The organism is Streptomyces sp. NPDC058534 (assembly GCF_042717365.1).
Classification (GTDB): Bacteria; Actinomycetota; Actinomycetes; order Streptomycetales; family Streptomycetaceae; genus Streptomyces.
Map to the genome: position 1 here is coordinate 72,701 of NZ_JBHXNW010000018.1, position 13,530 is coordinate 86,230.

Annotated in this window: 13 protein-coding genes; 4 read left to right on the top strand and 9 right to left on the bottom strand. The window is 70.0% G+C overall.

What is annotated here, in order from left to right; all coding sequences use genetic code 11:
* Nucleotides 1-86: 86 nt before the first annotated feature.
* The 8 genes from ACFWR9_RS14050 to ACFWR9_RS14085 form a co-directional block, all read right to left on the bottom strand.
* A complete protein-coding gene (locus tag ACFWR9_RS14050) occupies nt 87-1,340 on the bottom strand; it encodes an acyl-CoA dehydrogenase family protein (protein ID WP_383840594.1) in 1,254 nt (417 codons plus the stop codon).
* 57 nt (nt 1,341-1,397) lie between these two features.
* A complete protein-coding gene (locus ACFWR9_RS14055) occupies nt 1,398-2,036 on the bottom strand; it encodes a GAF domain-containing protein (RefSeq protein WP_383840596.1) in 639 nt (212 codons plus the stop codon).
* Nucleotides 2,036-2,671, bottom strand: a complete 636-nt coding sequence (locus ACFWR9_RS14060) for an ATP/GTP-binding protein (protein WP_383840599.1) — start codon at nt 2,669-2,671, stop codon at nt 2,036-2,038. Before ACFWR9_RS14060 ends, ACFWR9_RS14055 begins: the two co-directional genes overlap by 1 nt.
* Nucleotides 2,672-2,678: 7 nt before the next feature.
* Nucleotides 2,679-3,089, bottom strand: a complete 411-nt coding sequence (locus ACFWR9_RS14065) for a DUF742 domain-containing protein (RefSeq protein ID WP_383840602.1) — start codon at nt 3,087-3,089, stop codon at nt 2,679-2,681.
* Entirely contained in the window at nt 3,086-3,598 is a 513-nt protein-coding gene (locus ACFWR9_RS14070; RefSeq protein ID WP_383840604.1) for a roadblock/LC7 domain-containing protein, read from the bottom strand. Before ACFWR9_RS14070 ends, ACFWR9_RS14065 begins: the two co-directional genes overlap by 4 nt.
* Nucleotides 3,599-3,673: 75 nt before the next feature.
* Nucleotides 3,674-5,191, bottom strand: a complete 1,518-nt coding sequence (locus tag ACFWR9_RS14075; RefSeq protein ID WP_383840608.1) for a sensor histidine kinase — start codon at nt 5,189-5,191, stop codon at nt 3,674-3,676.
* A gap of 26 nt (nt 5,192-5,217) precedes the next feature.
* The gene (locus ACFWR9_RS14080) at nt 5,218-7,119 is read right to left on the bottom strand and encodes a glycoside hydrolase family 15 protein (RefSeq protein ID WP_383840611.1); all 1,902 of its coding nucleotides are present in this window, start codon (nt 7,117-7,119) and stop codon (nt 5,218-5,220) included.
* A gap of 229 nt (nt 7,120-7,348) precedes the next feature.
* Nucleotides 7,349-7,846 carry a hypothetical protein gene (locus ACFWR9_RS14085; protein WP_383840614.1) on the bottom strand — a complete coding sequence of 166 codons (498 nt, stop codon included), beginning with the start codon at nt 7,844-7,846 and terminating at the stop codon, nt 7,349-7,351.
* Nucleotides 7,847-8,035: 189 nt separating this feature from the next.
* On the opposite strand from ACFWR9_RS14085, the gene ACFWR9_RS14090 reads away from it, so the two are divergent.
* Together ACFWR9_RS14090 and ACFWR9_RS14095 are read left to right on the top strand one after the other, a co-directional pair.
* Nucleotides 8,036-9,424 (top strand): Tat pathway signal protein, encoded by a 1,389-nt coding sequence (locus ACFWR9_RS14090; protein ID WP_383840617.1) that lies wholly within the window; start codon nt 8,036-8,038, stop codon nt 9,422-9,424.
* Nucleotides 9,425-9,496: 72 nt separating this feature from the next.
* Nucleotides 9,497-9,979, top strand: a complete 483-nt coding sequence (locus ACFWR9_RS14095) for an SAM-dependent methyltransferase (protein WP_383840620.1) — start codon at nt 9,497-9,499, stop codon at nt 9,977-9,979.
* Between the two features lie 182 nt (nt 9,980-10,161).
* On the opposite strand, the gene ACFWR9_RS14100 is transcribed toward ACFWR9_RS14095, so the two are convergent.
* The gene (locus ACFWR9_RS14100) at nt 10,162-10,620 is read right to left on the bottom strand and encodes an ATP-binding protein (protein ID WP_383840623.1); all 459 of its coding nucleotides are present in this window, start codon (nt 10,618-10,620) and stop codon (nt 10,162-10,164) included.
* A gap of 161 nt (nt 10,621-10,781) precedes the next feature.
* On the opposite strand from ACFWR9_RS14100, the gene ACFWR9_RS14105 reads away from it, so the two are divergent.
* Nucleotides 10,782-12,185 (top strand): helix-turn-helix domain-containing protein, encoded by a 1,404-nt coding sequence (locus tag ACFWR9_RS14105; protein ID WP_383840717.1) that lies wholly within the window; start codon nt 10,782-10,784, stop codon nt 12,183-12,185.
* Entirely contained in the window at nt 12,182-13,066 is an 885-nt protein-coding gene (locus ACFWR9_RS14110) for a phosphotransferase family protein (RefSeq protein WP_383840626.1), read from the top strand. Before ACFWR9_RS14105 ends, ACFWR9_RS14110 begins: the two co-directional genes overlap by 4 nt.
* Nucleotides 13,067-13,530: the final 464 nt, after the last annotated feature.

The following is a 13,530-nucleotide window of genomic DNA, read 5'->3' on the forward strand; positions in this document are numbered from 1 at the left end:
CGCGCCGGCGGGGGGGGCGGGGCGCCCCCCCCCCCCCGCCCCGGGGGGGGGGGGGGGGTTTTCCGGGGGGGCCCCCCCCCGGGGGTCTAGGCGGCGGCCGGGCCGTGGCGGGCCCAAGCGGCCTCGGCGGCCAGGCGTTCGGACCACTGGATGTGGTCCTCGTCGAAAGCGGCGTCCGCCAGGCGTATTCGCTGAATTTCGCCGGTGCCGGCCGGTGGGTAGGTGTGCTGGATGTCGCGCCACAAGCGCTGGAGGACGTACTCGCCGTCGAGGGCGTGGGCGCCGTGCAGCTCCATCGCGTCCTGGGCGGACTGCGCGGCCCACTGGTGGCCGAGGTACTTGGAGTTGATCAGGTCGGCGTCGCAGGGCAGGCCCTGGTCGAGAAGGTGCACCGCCTGGTAGGCGAGTATCCGGCCGGCGCGCAGTCGGGCCTCCATGGCGCCGACGCGGTCCCGCAGAACGGGCAGGTCGGACAGGGTGCCCCGGTAGCGGGGGTGGGTCTTGAGCCGCGTGGTGGTGGTCTCCACGACGGCCTCGTGGATGCCGAGGCTGACAGCGGCCAGGTTGGGGCGGCCGTACAGGATGCTGCTGCTCTGGGCCACGGCCAGGCCCTGGCCGACTTCGCCGACCATGTTGTCCTCGGGAACGCGCACGTGGTCGAGGTCGAGGCGGCCGGCGGAGAAGCCGTGCAGGCCGAGAGCGGTTTGGTGGCCGGGGACGGACAGGCCGGGGCGGTCGGCTTCGACCATGAACGCGGTCAGTGCCTGGGAGGTGCTCACGCCGGGCCCGGAGGTGCGGGCGACGACGAGGTGGGCGTCGGCGAGGTGGCTGTTGCCGATGTGGATCTTGCTGCCGGTGATCACCCACTCGTGGCCGGTGCGTTCGGCGGTGGTTGCGATGCCGCCGATGTGTCCGCCGGCGAGTGGTTCGGTTACGGCGATCGACAGCAGTAGGGAGCCGTCAGCGACCCGAGGCAGCCAGCGGCCCTTTTGCTCGTAGGTGGCGAAGTGGATCAGGGCGCCGACGGGGATCAGGGTCGCTTGCAGGATGGCCGCGGCAGCCGCCGAGACTCGCGCGATGCGGTGGATCAGGATCGTCTTGGCCACGTGCCCGTCGTCGAGTCCGCCGAAGGCGGCCGGGACGGTGACGGCGAACCAGCCCCGGGCGGCCATCAGGTCGGCGGCCTTGCGCTCCACCTTGCCTGGGGCGGCCTCCATCCGTGCAGCGCGCGGCGCGCTGTGTTCGGCCGCGAAGGCGTCTGCCTCCTGCCAGAGCAGGTCGTGGCGGGCGGTGAGGTAGGGACGCAGCGAAGGCGGCGGTGCGGTAGGTGTGGCGGACATGGTCTCCCTCTCCCTGGGTGAAGGTCGCAACGCGGAGCGGGTGGGGGGTGGAACGGTCTAGCGGACGGGGGCGCGGGCGATGTGGTCCATCACCTGCGCACTGGCGTTGATGACGATGTCCCGCAGTCGTCGCGCCTCGGCCAGGGGCCGCTTCTCCGGGTCGATGACGCACACGGTGCCCAGCACGGTGCCGCTGTCGTGGATGAGGGGTGCGCCGAAGTAGGAGCGGATGCCGACGGCGTCGACCACCGCGTTGCCGCTGAAGCGGGGGCTGGCGTGCACGTCGTGCAGCGGGAGGGCCTTCCTTCGGTCCATGACCTCCGGGCACCAGCCGTGGTCGCGGCTCATGGTGCGGCCGACGATGACGTACCCGCTGTCCACCGGCGGCTGGTGCAGCCCGACGAAGGTCTGCTGCTCCAGGAAGAGGTTGACGAACCCGTACAGGAACCCGGCCTGCGCCGCCATGTCGCGGGCCAGGTCGTCGAAGTCCTCGTTGGCCACGGTGGGAACACCCAGGCGGTTCAGCAGCTCGTAGCGCTGCGCCAGCTCCGATGCGTGCTGGGTCTGCCGACTGGTGATGGCGGCGGGCGGGGTGAACGGTCCGCGGGTGGCGTCCCGCATGTCGCGTCGCGGCAGGGACCGTGCGGACGGTGCGGCCTGCGGTGTGCGGCAGGGGTCGCTGGGGTGCTGTGACATCAGGCGTCCTGGAGAGTGGTAGTGGGTGCGTGGCCTAAGCGGCTCGTGGAGGCGTTGTTCACGGCGTGGCCGACGAGGGTGAGCAGAACGCTGGCGACGTGGTTGGTGTCGCGGGCGTCGCAGGTGACCACCGGTACGGTGGTGGGGAGTTCGAGGGCGGTGCGGACCTGCTCGGGGTGGTAGCGGTGCGCTCCGTCGAACTGGTTGACGGCGACGACGAAGGGCAGGCCGACGTCCTCGAAGAAGCTGACCGGGGTGAAGCAGCTCTCCAGCCGGCGGGTGTCGACAAGGACGACCGCGCCGACAGCGCCGCGGGAGAGGTCATACCAGAGGTCGACAAACCGGTCCTGGCCCGGCGTGCCGAACAGGAACAGTTCCAGGGGCACGCCCGCGTCGGGCAGGCTCAGGCGGCCGAAGTCGAAGGCGACCGTGGTGGTCTGCTTGGCCTCGATGCCCGCCAGGCTGTCCACGTCCGCGCTCGCCTCGGTGAGGTACTCCTCCGTGCTCAGCGGCGTGATCTCGCTGACGGCGCCCACGGCGGTGGTCTTGCCGGCGCCGAAGCCCCCAGCGATCACGATCTTCAGCACGGTCGGAGCGACGCCGGCGGGCGGGCGCGGCGAAGGACGCAGGACCATGGCCGGGTCATCCGGCCTGGGGGTAGGCGATGGCATCGGGCCACTTCCTCTTCAGGCTCGCGGAAAGGGCCGCCAGCAGCTGGGTGGAGGGACCGGCATCCGAGTCCGAGCCGGATGCCGTGTAGGGGGCGGTGGGGACGACCAGGGCGCCGGCGTCCAGCAGGTCGGAGACGAGGACCTTGACGGCGGTGACAGGCCGGCCGAGGCGGCCCGCCAGTTCGGTCACCGAGCGGCGGCGTTCCCGGCACAGGGCGAAGATCTCGTCGCATTCCTCGGCCTGGGCAGGGCCGGGCCTTCCCGGTCCGGCTTCCAGCACGGTGTCCAGACCGAGCAGATGCCGTGGCATGGTGCGCCCGCGCGTCAGGGTGTAGGTCCGCACGAACGTCGACTCCTCGGCCGCACGGCCGTGCATGGTCACCGGACTTCGCCGCTCGTGCCGACGCGGACGGGAATCAACATGTAGGGGGCGAACTTCGCCACGAGGCGACCCATCTCGAAGCCGACGGCGCCCGCGTCGGCGTCCGTGGTGGCGATGACGGCGAGGATCGTCTCCACCTCACCCCGTTCGTTGCCGGGGCGGTTGTCAAAGGCGGCGCTGCGCCCGGCGCTCTGGACGAAGAACAGGCAGTCATCTCGCTCGATGATGACCTGCCGGGCCGGCCGCTTCTGGTGGCTGGGGCCGGTGATGTTCGCCGCGAGGGAGGCGACGCCGCTGATGGCGGCCGACAGCTCGTCCGCCCAGTCCTTGTCCACGTCGCTGTCCAGCAGGCGCAGCCCGTCCCGCGACAGCAGCACGGCGTGCGTGACGCCCGGGACGTCGGCGGCGAACTGACGCAGCAGCCAGGCCATGTCGTCCCGCTGACCGCTCGCGGCGGTCTCGGATGCGGGCGCGCCGGTCACGGTGTGCGTCTCGGGGTGGGTGCTCATGGGGATCGCTCCAGAAGGGGAAGGGGCCAACGCATGCGAGCGGGCCAGCGGGAACGGCGGGGGGGAGGGGGTGGTTCAGGGTCTGGGTCGCTCATCCGGAGCAGGGGGAGAGGCGGCGGTGCCGCCGGCCTGGATGCCGGTACGGAAGGCGGCTGCGAGCCCTGGCGTCGCCGCGGTCACAGGCGCTTGCTCACGCTCGCGGGGTGGACGGAACGCGCCAGCCTGACGCGTACGGGTGGGAAGGGCGGGCACTCCCGCAGGGTGACCTGCCGCTCCGGCTCCCAATGCGCCGGCGGGGCCCGGGGGCGTGGCCTGCCCTGACGACGGGACGGCTGGTGCTGCGGCGGCCTGCCGCGCCGACGGACTGGAGGCGCGAGTCACCCTGGGGCGCATGCCGGCGTCCTCCACGGGGGCAATCGCGACGAGGAGCCGCGCCGGAATGACAACCAGGGCGGTGGTGCCTCCCGTCACGTTCTCCTGCAGCACGACGGACAGGCCATGTGACTGGGCGATCTTCGCGGCGACCAGCAGCCCGAGCTGTCCCGCCCGCACCTGGCCGCTCACGTCGACCTCGTCGGGAGCCTTGAGCAGGTGGTTAATCTGTGCCCGCGTCTGCGGATTCATGGAGATGGCCCGGTCCTCGACCTCGACCACCAGCCCGTTCGCCACCCGCTGCGCACGCACCATCACCTTCGTCGCCGGATCGGAGCACTCACAAGCGTTCTCGATCAGCTCCGCCAGCAGGTGCGTCAGGTCCGGACCCACGTGGCCGGGAAGGCCCAGCTTGGCGCCCACGGACCCAGCCGCGACGGCCACACGCGGATACTGCACGACCTCGGAGACCGCACCGCGCAGCGCGGTCGTGACGGGAACGGGCCGGCGTGCGCTGCGCAGGGACTGCCCGCCCAGCACCGCCGTGCTCTCCACCTGGCGCCGCATCCGCGTCACGAGGTGATCGATCTCGAAGATCTTGGCCAGCAGTTCCGGGTCGTCGGTCAGCATCTCCAGCTCGCTCAGCGCCAAGAGCGCCTTGCCGACCAACGCGTGCTCGCGCATGGCAAGGCGGCACAGAACTTCCAGAAGGACGACGGACTGGGACTCGTCGTGCACCCGTACCAGCGAGGCGATGGCCCGCACCTGGAGTGCACCCAGCGCGTTGTTGATCCCGGCGTTCGCACTAACCGATGGCGGAGCCTGCGGGTCCTGCAGCGTCGGGCGCCCCCCGCGACACAGCTCGTCCGCCGACCACTGCACCGACTTCTCCACGGCCGCTGCTGCCCCCACAACCGTCGTCAGCGCCGCTGCCTGGGCCTCCTCCGCGGCCGTCTGCACGGCTCCGGCGGCGGTGCGCGCTTCACGAGCCGCCACCGTGGCGACCCCGGCCAGTCCGCAGACCACGCCGGCCAAGATCCAGCCGGAGCCTGCCGCGGACACCGACCGGAGCGTGAAGGCGGCAACCAGCAACGCGGCAAGGAGTACCAAGGGCAGTGCCACGGCGCGGCGGGCACGGTGCAGCGTGATCGCGTCGACCGGGGGCCGCTGTCTGCGGTGGCCGGTAGCGGCCGGCCGTGCCGGGAAGGCGCTGTCAGGCATGGGAATCCTCGTCAGGGGGTGGGTGGCTAAGCGTGCTGCGGCGTCAGGTCTGCGCAGGTCTGGCGCGTGCTGCGGGAGGTCGAGTGGGGCGCCGGAACCGCGACCGTGCCGCGGTGGTGGGACGGCCCTGTCGTCAGGCGCTGAAGGAGCCTGGCGCTCTGGATCAAGCCCATGTGGCTGAACGCCTGCGGGAAGTTCCCGAGCTGACGCTGCTGGACGGGGTCGTACTCCTCCGCCAGGAGCCCGAGGTCGTTGCGCAGCGCCAGGAGGCGCTCGAACAGGGAACGGGCCTCGTCGAGGCGGCCAGTAAGGGCCAACCCATCGACGAGCCAGAAGGAGCAGAGGACGAAGGCGCCCTCATCGCCCTTCAGGCCGTCCACCCCTGTGCGGTCGCCGAGGGTCGGGTAACGGCGCACGAGCCCGTCCGGCGTGGACAGTTCACGGCGTACCGCGTCCACGGTGCCGACGACGCGCGGGTCGTCGGGCGGCAGGAAGCCGACGAGGGGGATCAGCAGCGTGGCGGCGTCCAGTTCCCGCGAGCCGTAGGACTGGGTGAAGGTGTTGCGCGCCGGGTCGAAGCCCTTGGCACAGACCTCGTGGTGGATCGTTGCCCGCAGCTCGATCAGAGGGGCCAGGTCCATGTTGAGGGCGCCGGCCTGGGCCAGGCGGATGGTGCGGTCGACCGCTACCCAGGCCATCACCTTGGAGTGGACGAAGTGCCGGCGTGCCCCGCGGATCTCCCAGATTCCCTCGTCGGGCTCCTGCCAGCGCTGCTCCAGCTGCTCGATGAGTCGCTGGTGCAGCACCGCGGTGTCGGCGCAGTGGGCGACACCGCTCTCGTGCGCGAGGTAAAGGGTCTCGATCACCTCGCCGTACACGTCGAGCTGCAGCTGGTCCGCCGCACCGTTGCCGACCCGCACTGGGGCTGATCCCTCGTATCCGGGAAGCCAAGGCAGCTCCCGCTCGCGCAGATCACGCTCCCCGTTGATCCCGTACATGATCTGCAGGTTCTCCGGATCGCCGGCCACCGCACGCAACAGCCATCGCCGCCATGCCTGCGCCTCCTGCCGGTACCCGGTCTCCAGCAGTGCGGCGAGGGTCGTGGCGGCGTCACGCAGCCAGGTGAGGCGGTAGTCCCAGTTCCGGTCGCCGCCGATCTCCTCGGGCAGTGACGTCGTCGGCGCCGCGACGATCCCGCCGCTCGGCCCGTAGGTCATCGCCTTCAGAGCGATCAAGGAACGGACCACGGCCTCGCGGTAGGGCCCGTCGTAGGCGCATTCCTGCGTCCAGTCCCGCCAGAACGCGAGCGTCTCGGCGAGCGCGGCCTCCGGGTCGGGAACGTCGGGCGCCGCTGCGTGGGACGGGCACCAACTGAGCACGAACGCCACGCTCTGCCCGGCGCCGATGGCGAAGGCACTCACGACGACGCCGTCCTTCTCCACCTGCGGGACGCAGGTGTCGAGCCACAGCGCGTCCGCGCCGGCCTCCGCGACCATGCGCCCACCGACCTCGTGGATCCAGGGGCTGACGCTGCCGTATCCCGGCCTCGGACGCATGGCTGAGACCATTTCCACCTCGCCGGTCAGGCCCCCGACGATCCGGATCACCTGCGGGGTGCCGTCGCGTGACGGCATGAAGTCCAGGACGCGGACCGTACCCGTCGGGGTGCGCCACACCGATTCGAGGACGAGCGAGTCACCGCGGTACCGGCGCTCAGCGACCGTCCCGGAGCCGGACCGGCCTGCGGACGAGGCCGGTGCGATCTGCCAGGAGCCGTGCTTCTGCGTGCCGAGCAGGTCGGCGAAGACGGCCGGCGAATCGAAGCGAGGCAGGCACAGCCAGTCGATCGAACCGTCGTCACAGACGTGGGCGCTGGTCTGCGTGTCGCCGATCAGGCCGTACTGCTCGATACGCGGAAGGCGATTCATCGTGTGGATCTCCGTGAGCCCCGCGGATCCGGGGTCGTATCGGGGCCGCCGCAGCGGCCGGGAAACGGTGGGCAGAAGGCAGGTCGGTGGGCACCGGGCTGAGGGGGAGCGTTGCCTGGCGGCGGCAGGTCTTCGACGGCTCGAGCCGGACCGGCCGCCCTTTCGCCGCGAAGCACCAGCCAGGCCGTCGGCCCGAGGATCAGAGCGATGACGACGGCACCGGTCACCGTCATGTCCGCGGCACCGAAGCGGCGAAGACCAGACAGGCCAGGGCGAGGGCGAAGACGGCCCCGCGCAGCACGTTGACCGTCGGCCTCGGCCAACGCCGCCTGCCCTCCACACTGATCGGCCCGGGATCGCTGCGTTCCACGTAAGCCATCAACTCTCGGGTGGCCTCGGCGAGCCTGACCAGGTACACCCGGCTCGGCACGTAGTCCTCGGGCATGCTGTCGGAGCAGAGCTGCTGCGCGCGCAGCAGGGAGGGAATCCCCGGAGCGGTCCGTGCGCCCAACTGGGCAACGTGGCCGCGCAGAAGGCGAACGAGGTCCTCCACATCGGCAGCGCTCTCGGGCAGTGGCGAATCCTCGCCCAGCACCAGCGTCACCGTCTCGGACGCGGCCACCACGTGATCGCGCTCCGGCGCCGGCGCCCCGGTGACGGGCGCTCGCCGTCCGCGCCCGCCCACGAGTTGGCTGCCGTCTCGGCGAGGGTCCAGCGAAAGGCGCATGACACAACTCCTGTTCGGATCAGGCCAAAGTGAGCCGAGATCGCCGGTCGGAGCCGACGGCTGGCGTGCGAAGTGAGTGATCTGGCAGCTACGTTGAGCGAACCGTGAAATCCGTCCGAGGGGTATGCCTGCGCGGCCAGGAAGGCCGCCAAAGGCGCCAAAGATCATTTCGGAACCGAGGGGCAGTCCATGGCCCGTGAACGCAACGTCGCCCTCGCCGCACTCCTGCGCGAAGCAGGCTGGTCCCAGCCGCAAGCAGCCGCCGCTGTTGCCCGCGTGGCCGCGGAGTGCGGAGTACGTGAGCTGGAGGCGATCTCCCGCTCGCACATCTCCATGTGGGTCCTCGGCACGAAGCCGAGTGGCAGGGCGCCGCATATCCTGCGCGAGACGCTGTCCCGCAGGCTCGGCCGCCGCCTCACCCTGGCCGACCTCGGGCTGGAAGAAGAGCCGACAGGCACGACCGACACCGGATCCGACTGGAGCGTCGACCCTCTGACCGCACTGGCCGAGCTGGGAAGCGACGATCTCGACATGCACCGACGCAAGCTGCTGGCCACCGCCGCCTACTCCGCGGCCGGCCTCGCCCTGCCCACCGCCTCGTGGTGGGCAGGCGCCCCTGCCGCAGCGGCGAACCGGCGACCGGCATCGCTGCGCGCGGTTACCCAGGTGGACATCGACGACGTCCGCGACCTCACGGTCTACTACTCCGCGCGTGATCAGCAGCGAGGCGGCGCCTCTGGCCGCAAGGCCCTTGCCAGCCATCTGCTCGACGAAGCGGTGCCGCTGCTCGGCGGTAGATTCCGCACGGATCAGCTCCGCCGCGACACGTACTCGGCCGTGGCAGAGATGACTTACCTCGCCGGCTGGATGGCCTTCGACGCCAGCGAACACCGCACCGCACAGCGCTACCTCACCATCGCCGCCCGGATCGCGGCGGAAGCCGGAGACGGACCGCTCGGCGGCCACGTCTTGCGCGCCCTCGCTCACCAGGCAGTAGACCTCGGGCATCCACGCAGGGCGCTCGCCCTGGCCGACGCCTCGATGTCCCGCGACCGCTACGGCCAGGCCAGCCATCGGGAGAAGGCTCTGCTGGCGATCGTCCACGCACGCGCACTCGCGGCCGACGGTGACCGGGCTGGCACCCTCGCCGCCATCAGTCGCGCAGAGCGGGACCTCGCCCGCGCCGACACCAACGAAGCGCCGGCCCGCGTTGGCTTCTTCCAGGACGCTTCCCTCGCCCACGAGACTGCCTGCGCTCTGCGCGACATGGGCCAGCCCCTCGATGCGGAGATCCACTTCAAGCGCAGCGTTGCTACCCGCCGACCCCAGCAGTACGCCCGCACCCACAGCGTCACGCTCGGCTACCTCGGCGCCGTCCAGGTCGAGCAAGGCCGCCTCGACGAGGCATGCGCTACGTGGAGCCAGGCGCTGGACGCCATGATGGGTGTCCAGTCCGGCCGTGCCCGCGACGTCATCGTCCGCATCCAGAGCGACCTCTCGCCCGTCCGGCAACGCGGCGGTCGCCACGTCACCGAACTGGACCACCGGGCACGGAACATGCTGCGGGCCATAGGCTGATCTCGACACGGGCTCGTGGCACACCACGGCAGCTCGTGGATCCGCGTCTCCAAGGGAGAGGAACCAGTACCGGTGACGACGTACGAGGTCGAATCGATCGCAACGGTCGTCGGCGGCCACACTCGCGTTCAGGACGACTTCCAGGGCGGGGTCCAGTCGGTGATCCGACTCAACGAGGCGTACCCCCTCGAAACCCTCCAAGGGATCGAGGAGTTCTCCCACCTGACGGTGACGTGGCGCTTTCACCTGGCGCAGCCCGAGGACGTCCAGCTCCACGCCCGCAGCCCCCGGGGCAACGCGCAGTGGCCGGCGACCGGAACCTTCGTCCACCGAAACCACCGGCGCCCCAACCAACTTGCGATTAGCTACCCGAGGCTGCTCGGAGTGGAAGGCCGCGACCTCCTGGTGACGGATCTCGACGCGGTGGATGGGACACCGGTCGTGGACCTGGCCCCGTACTTCCAGGAAATGGGACCCCGGGGCGCCGTGCGCCAGCCGGCCTGGCCCAGCGAGATGCTGGCCAATTACTGGCGTGATGCGTCGGAGCGCCGGTAGACCCGATCGCCGTAACTCCTCAATGGTGGCGGTTCCAAGAGCAGTCATTACGGCCTGCTTGCGGCGATGCGGAGGGCGCACCAGGTAATCGGCACTTCGCCCTGGACCGGTGCGGTCACTGCGGGTTGCATCTTGTCGAGTCCTTGGGGGAGAGAAGCGGTCGGGCCGGGGACCTGGGCGATCTAGGGCGTCGCGAAAGTGATCCACACGTCCTTGCCGCGGTCGTTGCTGGAACAGCCGAACCCCTCTCCAATCTCCTGGAGGAGAGCGATACCGCGCCCTCCTTCGTCGTCGTCACCGGCCTCGATGAGGCTCGGGTGCCGCCTTTCGGGGTCGCTGACAGCCAGGAAGAGACCGCCGGGGGTGCGGGACAGCACGAGCCGTACGTGCACCGCCGACTGGTCGGTCGGTCGGGCGTGCTTGAACGCGTTGGTGAGGAGTTCGGACGCGGCGAGGCCGACCTGCCATTCGCAGGCGGCCAGGCCCCACAGAGCGAGGTGAGCGATGACGATCCCGCGCACGGGCGTGACGGCGGTGGGCGTCAGCTGAAGGTCTATCTCCAGCACACCGGGGCGGCTGCGGGTGGCCGCGCAGGCGCCGGCAGCCATGGTCTGCGGAGCGTCCAGAAGGTCTGCAGTCACGGATCCACCTCGTCTGACGAAAACTCACCAACGGGTTCGTGTTGCGGTGTGTACTGGTGTTGAACCAGACAGCAACCATTGAGTCAGTTGCGAAGGTCGCTGTGCAGATGCTGGTTCCGAGAGACGAAGTTTTCGGATTCCGATGGACAGAGGGGCCCCTAATGCCTCGGTCGCAGAAGCAGTCCACACCCGGCGTGTCACCGCAGAAGTGGTTCGGTGATGAACTGCGCCGTCTCCGCAAGGACAGTGGTATGTCCGCCAAGTCGCTGGGCAAGTTGGTGCAGGTCAGCGAGGACGTCATCTATGCCGTGGAGACGGGTAAGTACCCGAGCTGCCGCCTCGACTTGGCCAAGGCACTGGACGAGGTCTTCGAGACAGCGGGGTTGTTCGAGCGGGCCTGGCCGATGGCCTTCCGGCCCGCCGATTCCGATAAGCAGGCTCCGAATTCCGAGAAAGAGGCCCCCACGAGGGTGGAGGCGACCGTTCAGGTCCACGAGGGCCGCATCCTGGGCAGAGGTAGTACGACAACTCCAAGCGAAAGCCTCGACCCTGTGGACCGTCGCGCTCTGCTCCTTGGCGGCCTAGCCGCCCTCGCACCTGTAGACCTCATCAGCCTCGTCACCCCGACCGCCCAGCCAGAGATCCCCCAGGAGATCCGGCTCCGGGACATCGCCCTCCTGGAACAAGCGGCAGACCACATCCACGCAATGGACAACGCACATGGCGGGGGCGGGCTCGTCGCTGAGATCGCCAACGGATCGATGGCCTGGGCAGTACGCCTGCTGCCCGTGAAGTGCCCCCCGGCCCTACGACCGCACCTCCTGTCTGCGGTGGCCCGACTCGGCCTAGTCGTCGGAGCGAGCCAGTTCGACGCTTACGCACACGACGACGCCCGGGTCTCCTTCAGGATGGCGGCGGAGTGCGCCGAGGAGGGCAAGAACTGGCACCTGCGTGCCAAGACGTACAGCTTTATGGCCCGGCAGGCGATCTGGACAGGAGATCCGGACACCGGCCTCACCGACGCGGAGAAGGGGCTGGTGCGGTCGGACCGGATCACGCCGACCGAACGCGCGATGTTGCACACAGCCCGCGCCCGGGCCTTCGGGAAGATGGGCGACGTCAGCAACACGCTGATGGCCGTGGGCGACGCTGATACCGCGTTCGAGCACTCAAATCCGGCCGAAGATCCGCCATGGATGGCATATTACGACCACGCCCAGCACCACGGTGACACCGCGCACGCCCTCTACGACCTGGCCATCCGCGCGGGACAGGATCCTGGCCGGGCCGCCGAACGCTTCAAGATCGCCGTCGACGGACACGGCAAGGCGTTCGCGCGCTCGCGCGTTATCTCCCGCACGAAGTGGGCGTCGCTGAACATGGCGAAGGGCGACCCGCACAAGGCGGTTGCCCTCGGTCATCTTGCTCTTGATGAGGTCGGGAAGCTGACCTCTCGCAGAGCGGCCGACGACCTTCGGGAACTGTCCCAGTTTGCGGCCCGGCACCGGGGCGTCACAGGAGCCGCGAACCTGCGAGAGCGCATCGACGCTACGGTGCCGTCATGACCGCACCTGCGCCCATCGACCGCGCCGTTCTCGAAGACGCATGCGCAACCGCGGGCTTTGACGTTACGGGGGCTGAGCCCATACGTCGTGCTGAGAACGCCATCTGGCGCCTCTCTGGCGGGAAGGTCGCCCGCGTTGCCCGGCCCGGGCAAGACGCTGCTGCTGTGCGCGAAGTCGAGGTGGCCCGCTGGCTCGAACGCAATGACGTCGCCGCGGTCCGCGCGCTCGACGTGCAGCAGCCCATCACCGCGGCCGGCGGTCACCCCGTCACCTTCTGGCAGGAGCTACCGCCGCACGAGAGTGGCACCGTCGCCGATGTCGTGAAGCTCCTCAAGCAGCTTCACGCGCTGCCTAAGCCGGACCTCGATCTTGGCTGCCTTGACCCGTTCGTCCGCGTCGCCGACCGCATCGACGCATCGAGCACCCTGAATGAAGACGACCGGCAGTGGCTGCGCGACCGCCTCGAAAACCTCAGAAACCGATGGGGATCGCGGCCCAGCGGTCTGCCGGAGTGTGTGGTCCACGGCGACGCATGGGTGGGTAACGTCGCGGTCACCGAGGATGGACCGGTTCTCTTGGACTTCGAGCGTGCCTCGTTCGGCCCACCGGAGTGGGACCTCGTCTCAACTGCGGTGAAGCTCACGACGACCGGCGCGGTGTCCACTGCCGAGTATGGCGAGTTTTGCGACGCCTATGGCACGGACGTGACCGAGTGGGAGGGGTACGAACTCCTCGCGGGAGTGAGGGAGCTGCGAATGACGACGTACGCAGCGCAGCACGCCGCCTCCCACGCGGACTGGCAGGAGGAGGCGCAACACCGGGTCGATTGTCTGCGCGGGCGGGTCGGGGCGCCGCCGTGGAAGTGGAAGGGGATCATGTAGCCGGCTGGCCGGCCATCGCTCTTGACGTGCGGGGTGGCTCGAAGGCACCCGGAGCAGTGACGGCATCAGTTTGCGGAGCACGCCCATTGAAGGGATTACACCCCGCGCGCAGCCGCAGTCACCCGTCAGGGGAACCGGCCCCGGTGGGGAATGCAAGTCTCAGTGGATGCCCGACGCCCCCCGACTCAAGCGCCCAGCCATCGTGGGCGTCCCGTTGGCTTGTAGCGGTAGGGCGATCCTGATCAACGGAGGGCCCAGTTTCCTGAAAGGCTGGCTGCCGTGAGCAGCCCAGCGGTTGAGTTCCTTCTCACCTCTCCCCACGCAGCCATGACGGTCGCCCACAGACGTCCGACCCGGCGGCCTCAACAGGTCGCCGTGGGGGCCCCCCCGGCCGCGCGCGCGCGGCGCGCGCGTGTCCCGACAAAGCCGGCCACACCCCCCGCTCTGCGCTCCACCCGCACACC

Coding starts and splice junctions, on each gene's coding strand:
- ACFWR9_RS14055 (WP_383840596.1), bottom strand. CDS start 2,036: ATGTCACAGCACCCCAGCGACCCCTGCCGCACACCGCAGGCCGCACCG.
- ACFWR9_RS14110 (WP_383840626.1), top strand. CDS start 12,182: ATGACCGCACCTGCGCCCATCGACCGCGCCGTTCTCGAAGACGCATGC.
- ACFWR9_RS14090 (WP_383840617.1), top strand. CDS start 8,036: ATGGCCCGTGAACGCAACGTCGCCCTCGCCGCACTCCTGCGCGAAGCA.
- ACFWR9_RS14085 (WP_383840614.1), bottom strand. CDS start 7,846: ATGCGCCTTTCGCTGGACCCTCGCCGAGACGGCAGCCAACTCGTGGGC.
- ACFWR9_RS14070 (WP_383840604.1), bottom strand. CDS start 3,598: ATGAGCACCCACCCCGAGACGCACACCGTGACCGGCGCGCCCGCATCC.
- ACFWR9_RS14080 (WP_383840611.1), bottom strand. CDS start 7,119: ATGAATCGCCTTCCGCGTATCGAGCAGTACGGCCTGATCGGCGACACG.
- ACFWR9_RS14050 (WP_383840594.1), bottom strand. CDS start 1,340: ATGTCCGCCACACCTACCGCACCGCCGCCTTCGCTGCGTCCCTACCTC.
- ACFWR9_RS14060 (WP_383840599.1), bottom strand. CDS start 2,671: ATGGTCCTGCGTCCTTCGCCGCGCCCGCCCGCCGGCGTCGCTCCGACC.
- ACFWR9_RS14105 (WP_383840717.1), top strand. CDS start 10,782: ATGCCTCGGTCGCAGAAGCAGTCCACACCCGGCGTGTCACCGCAGAAG.
- ACFWR9_RS14075 (WP_383840608.1), bottom strand. CDS start 5,191: ATGCCTGACAGCGCCTTCCCGGCACGGCCGGCCGCTACCGGCCACCGC.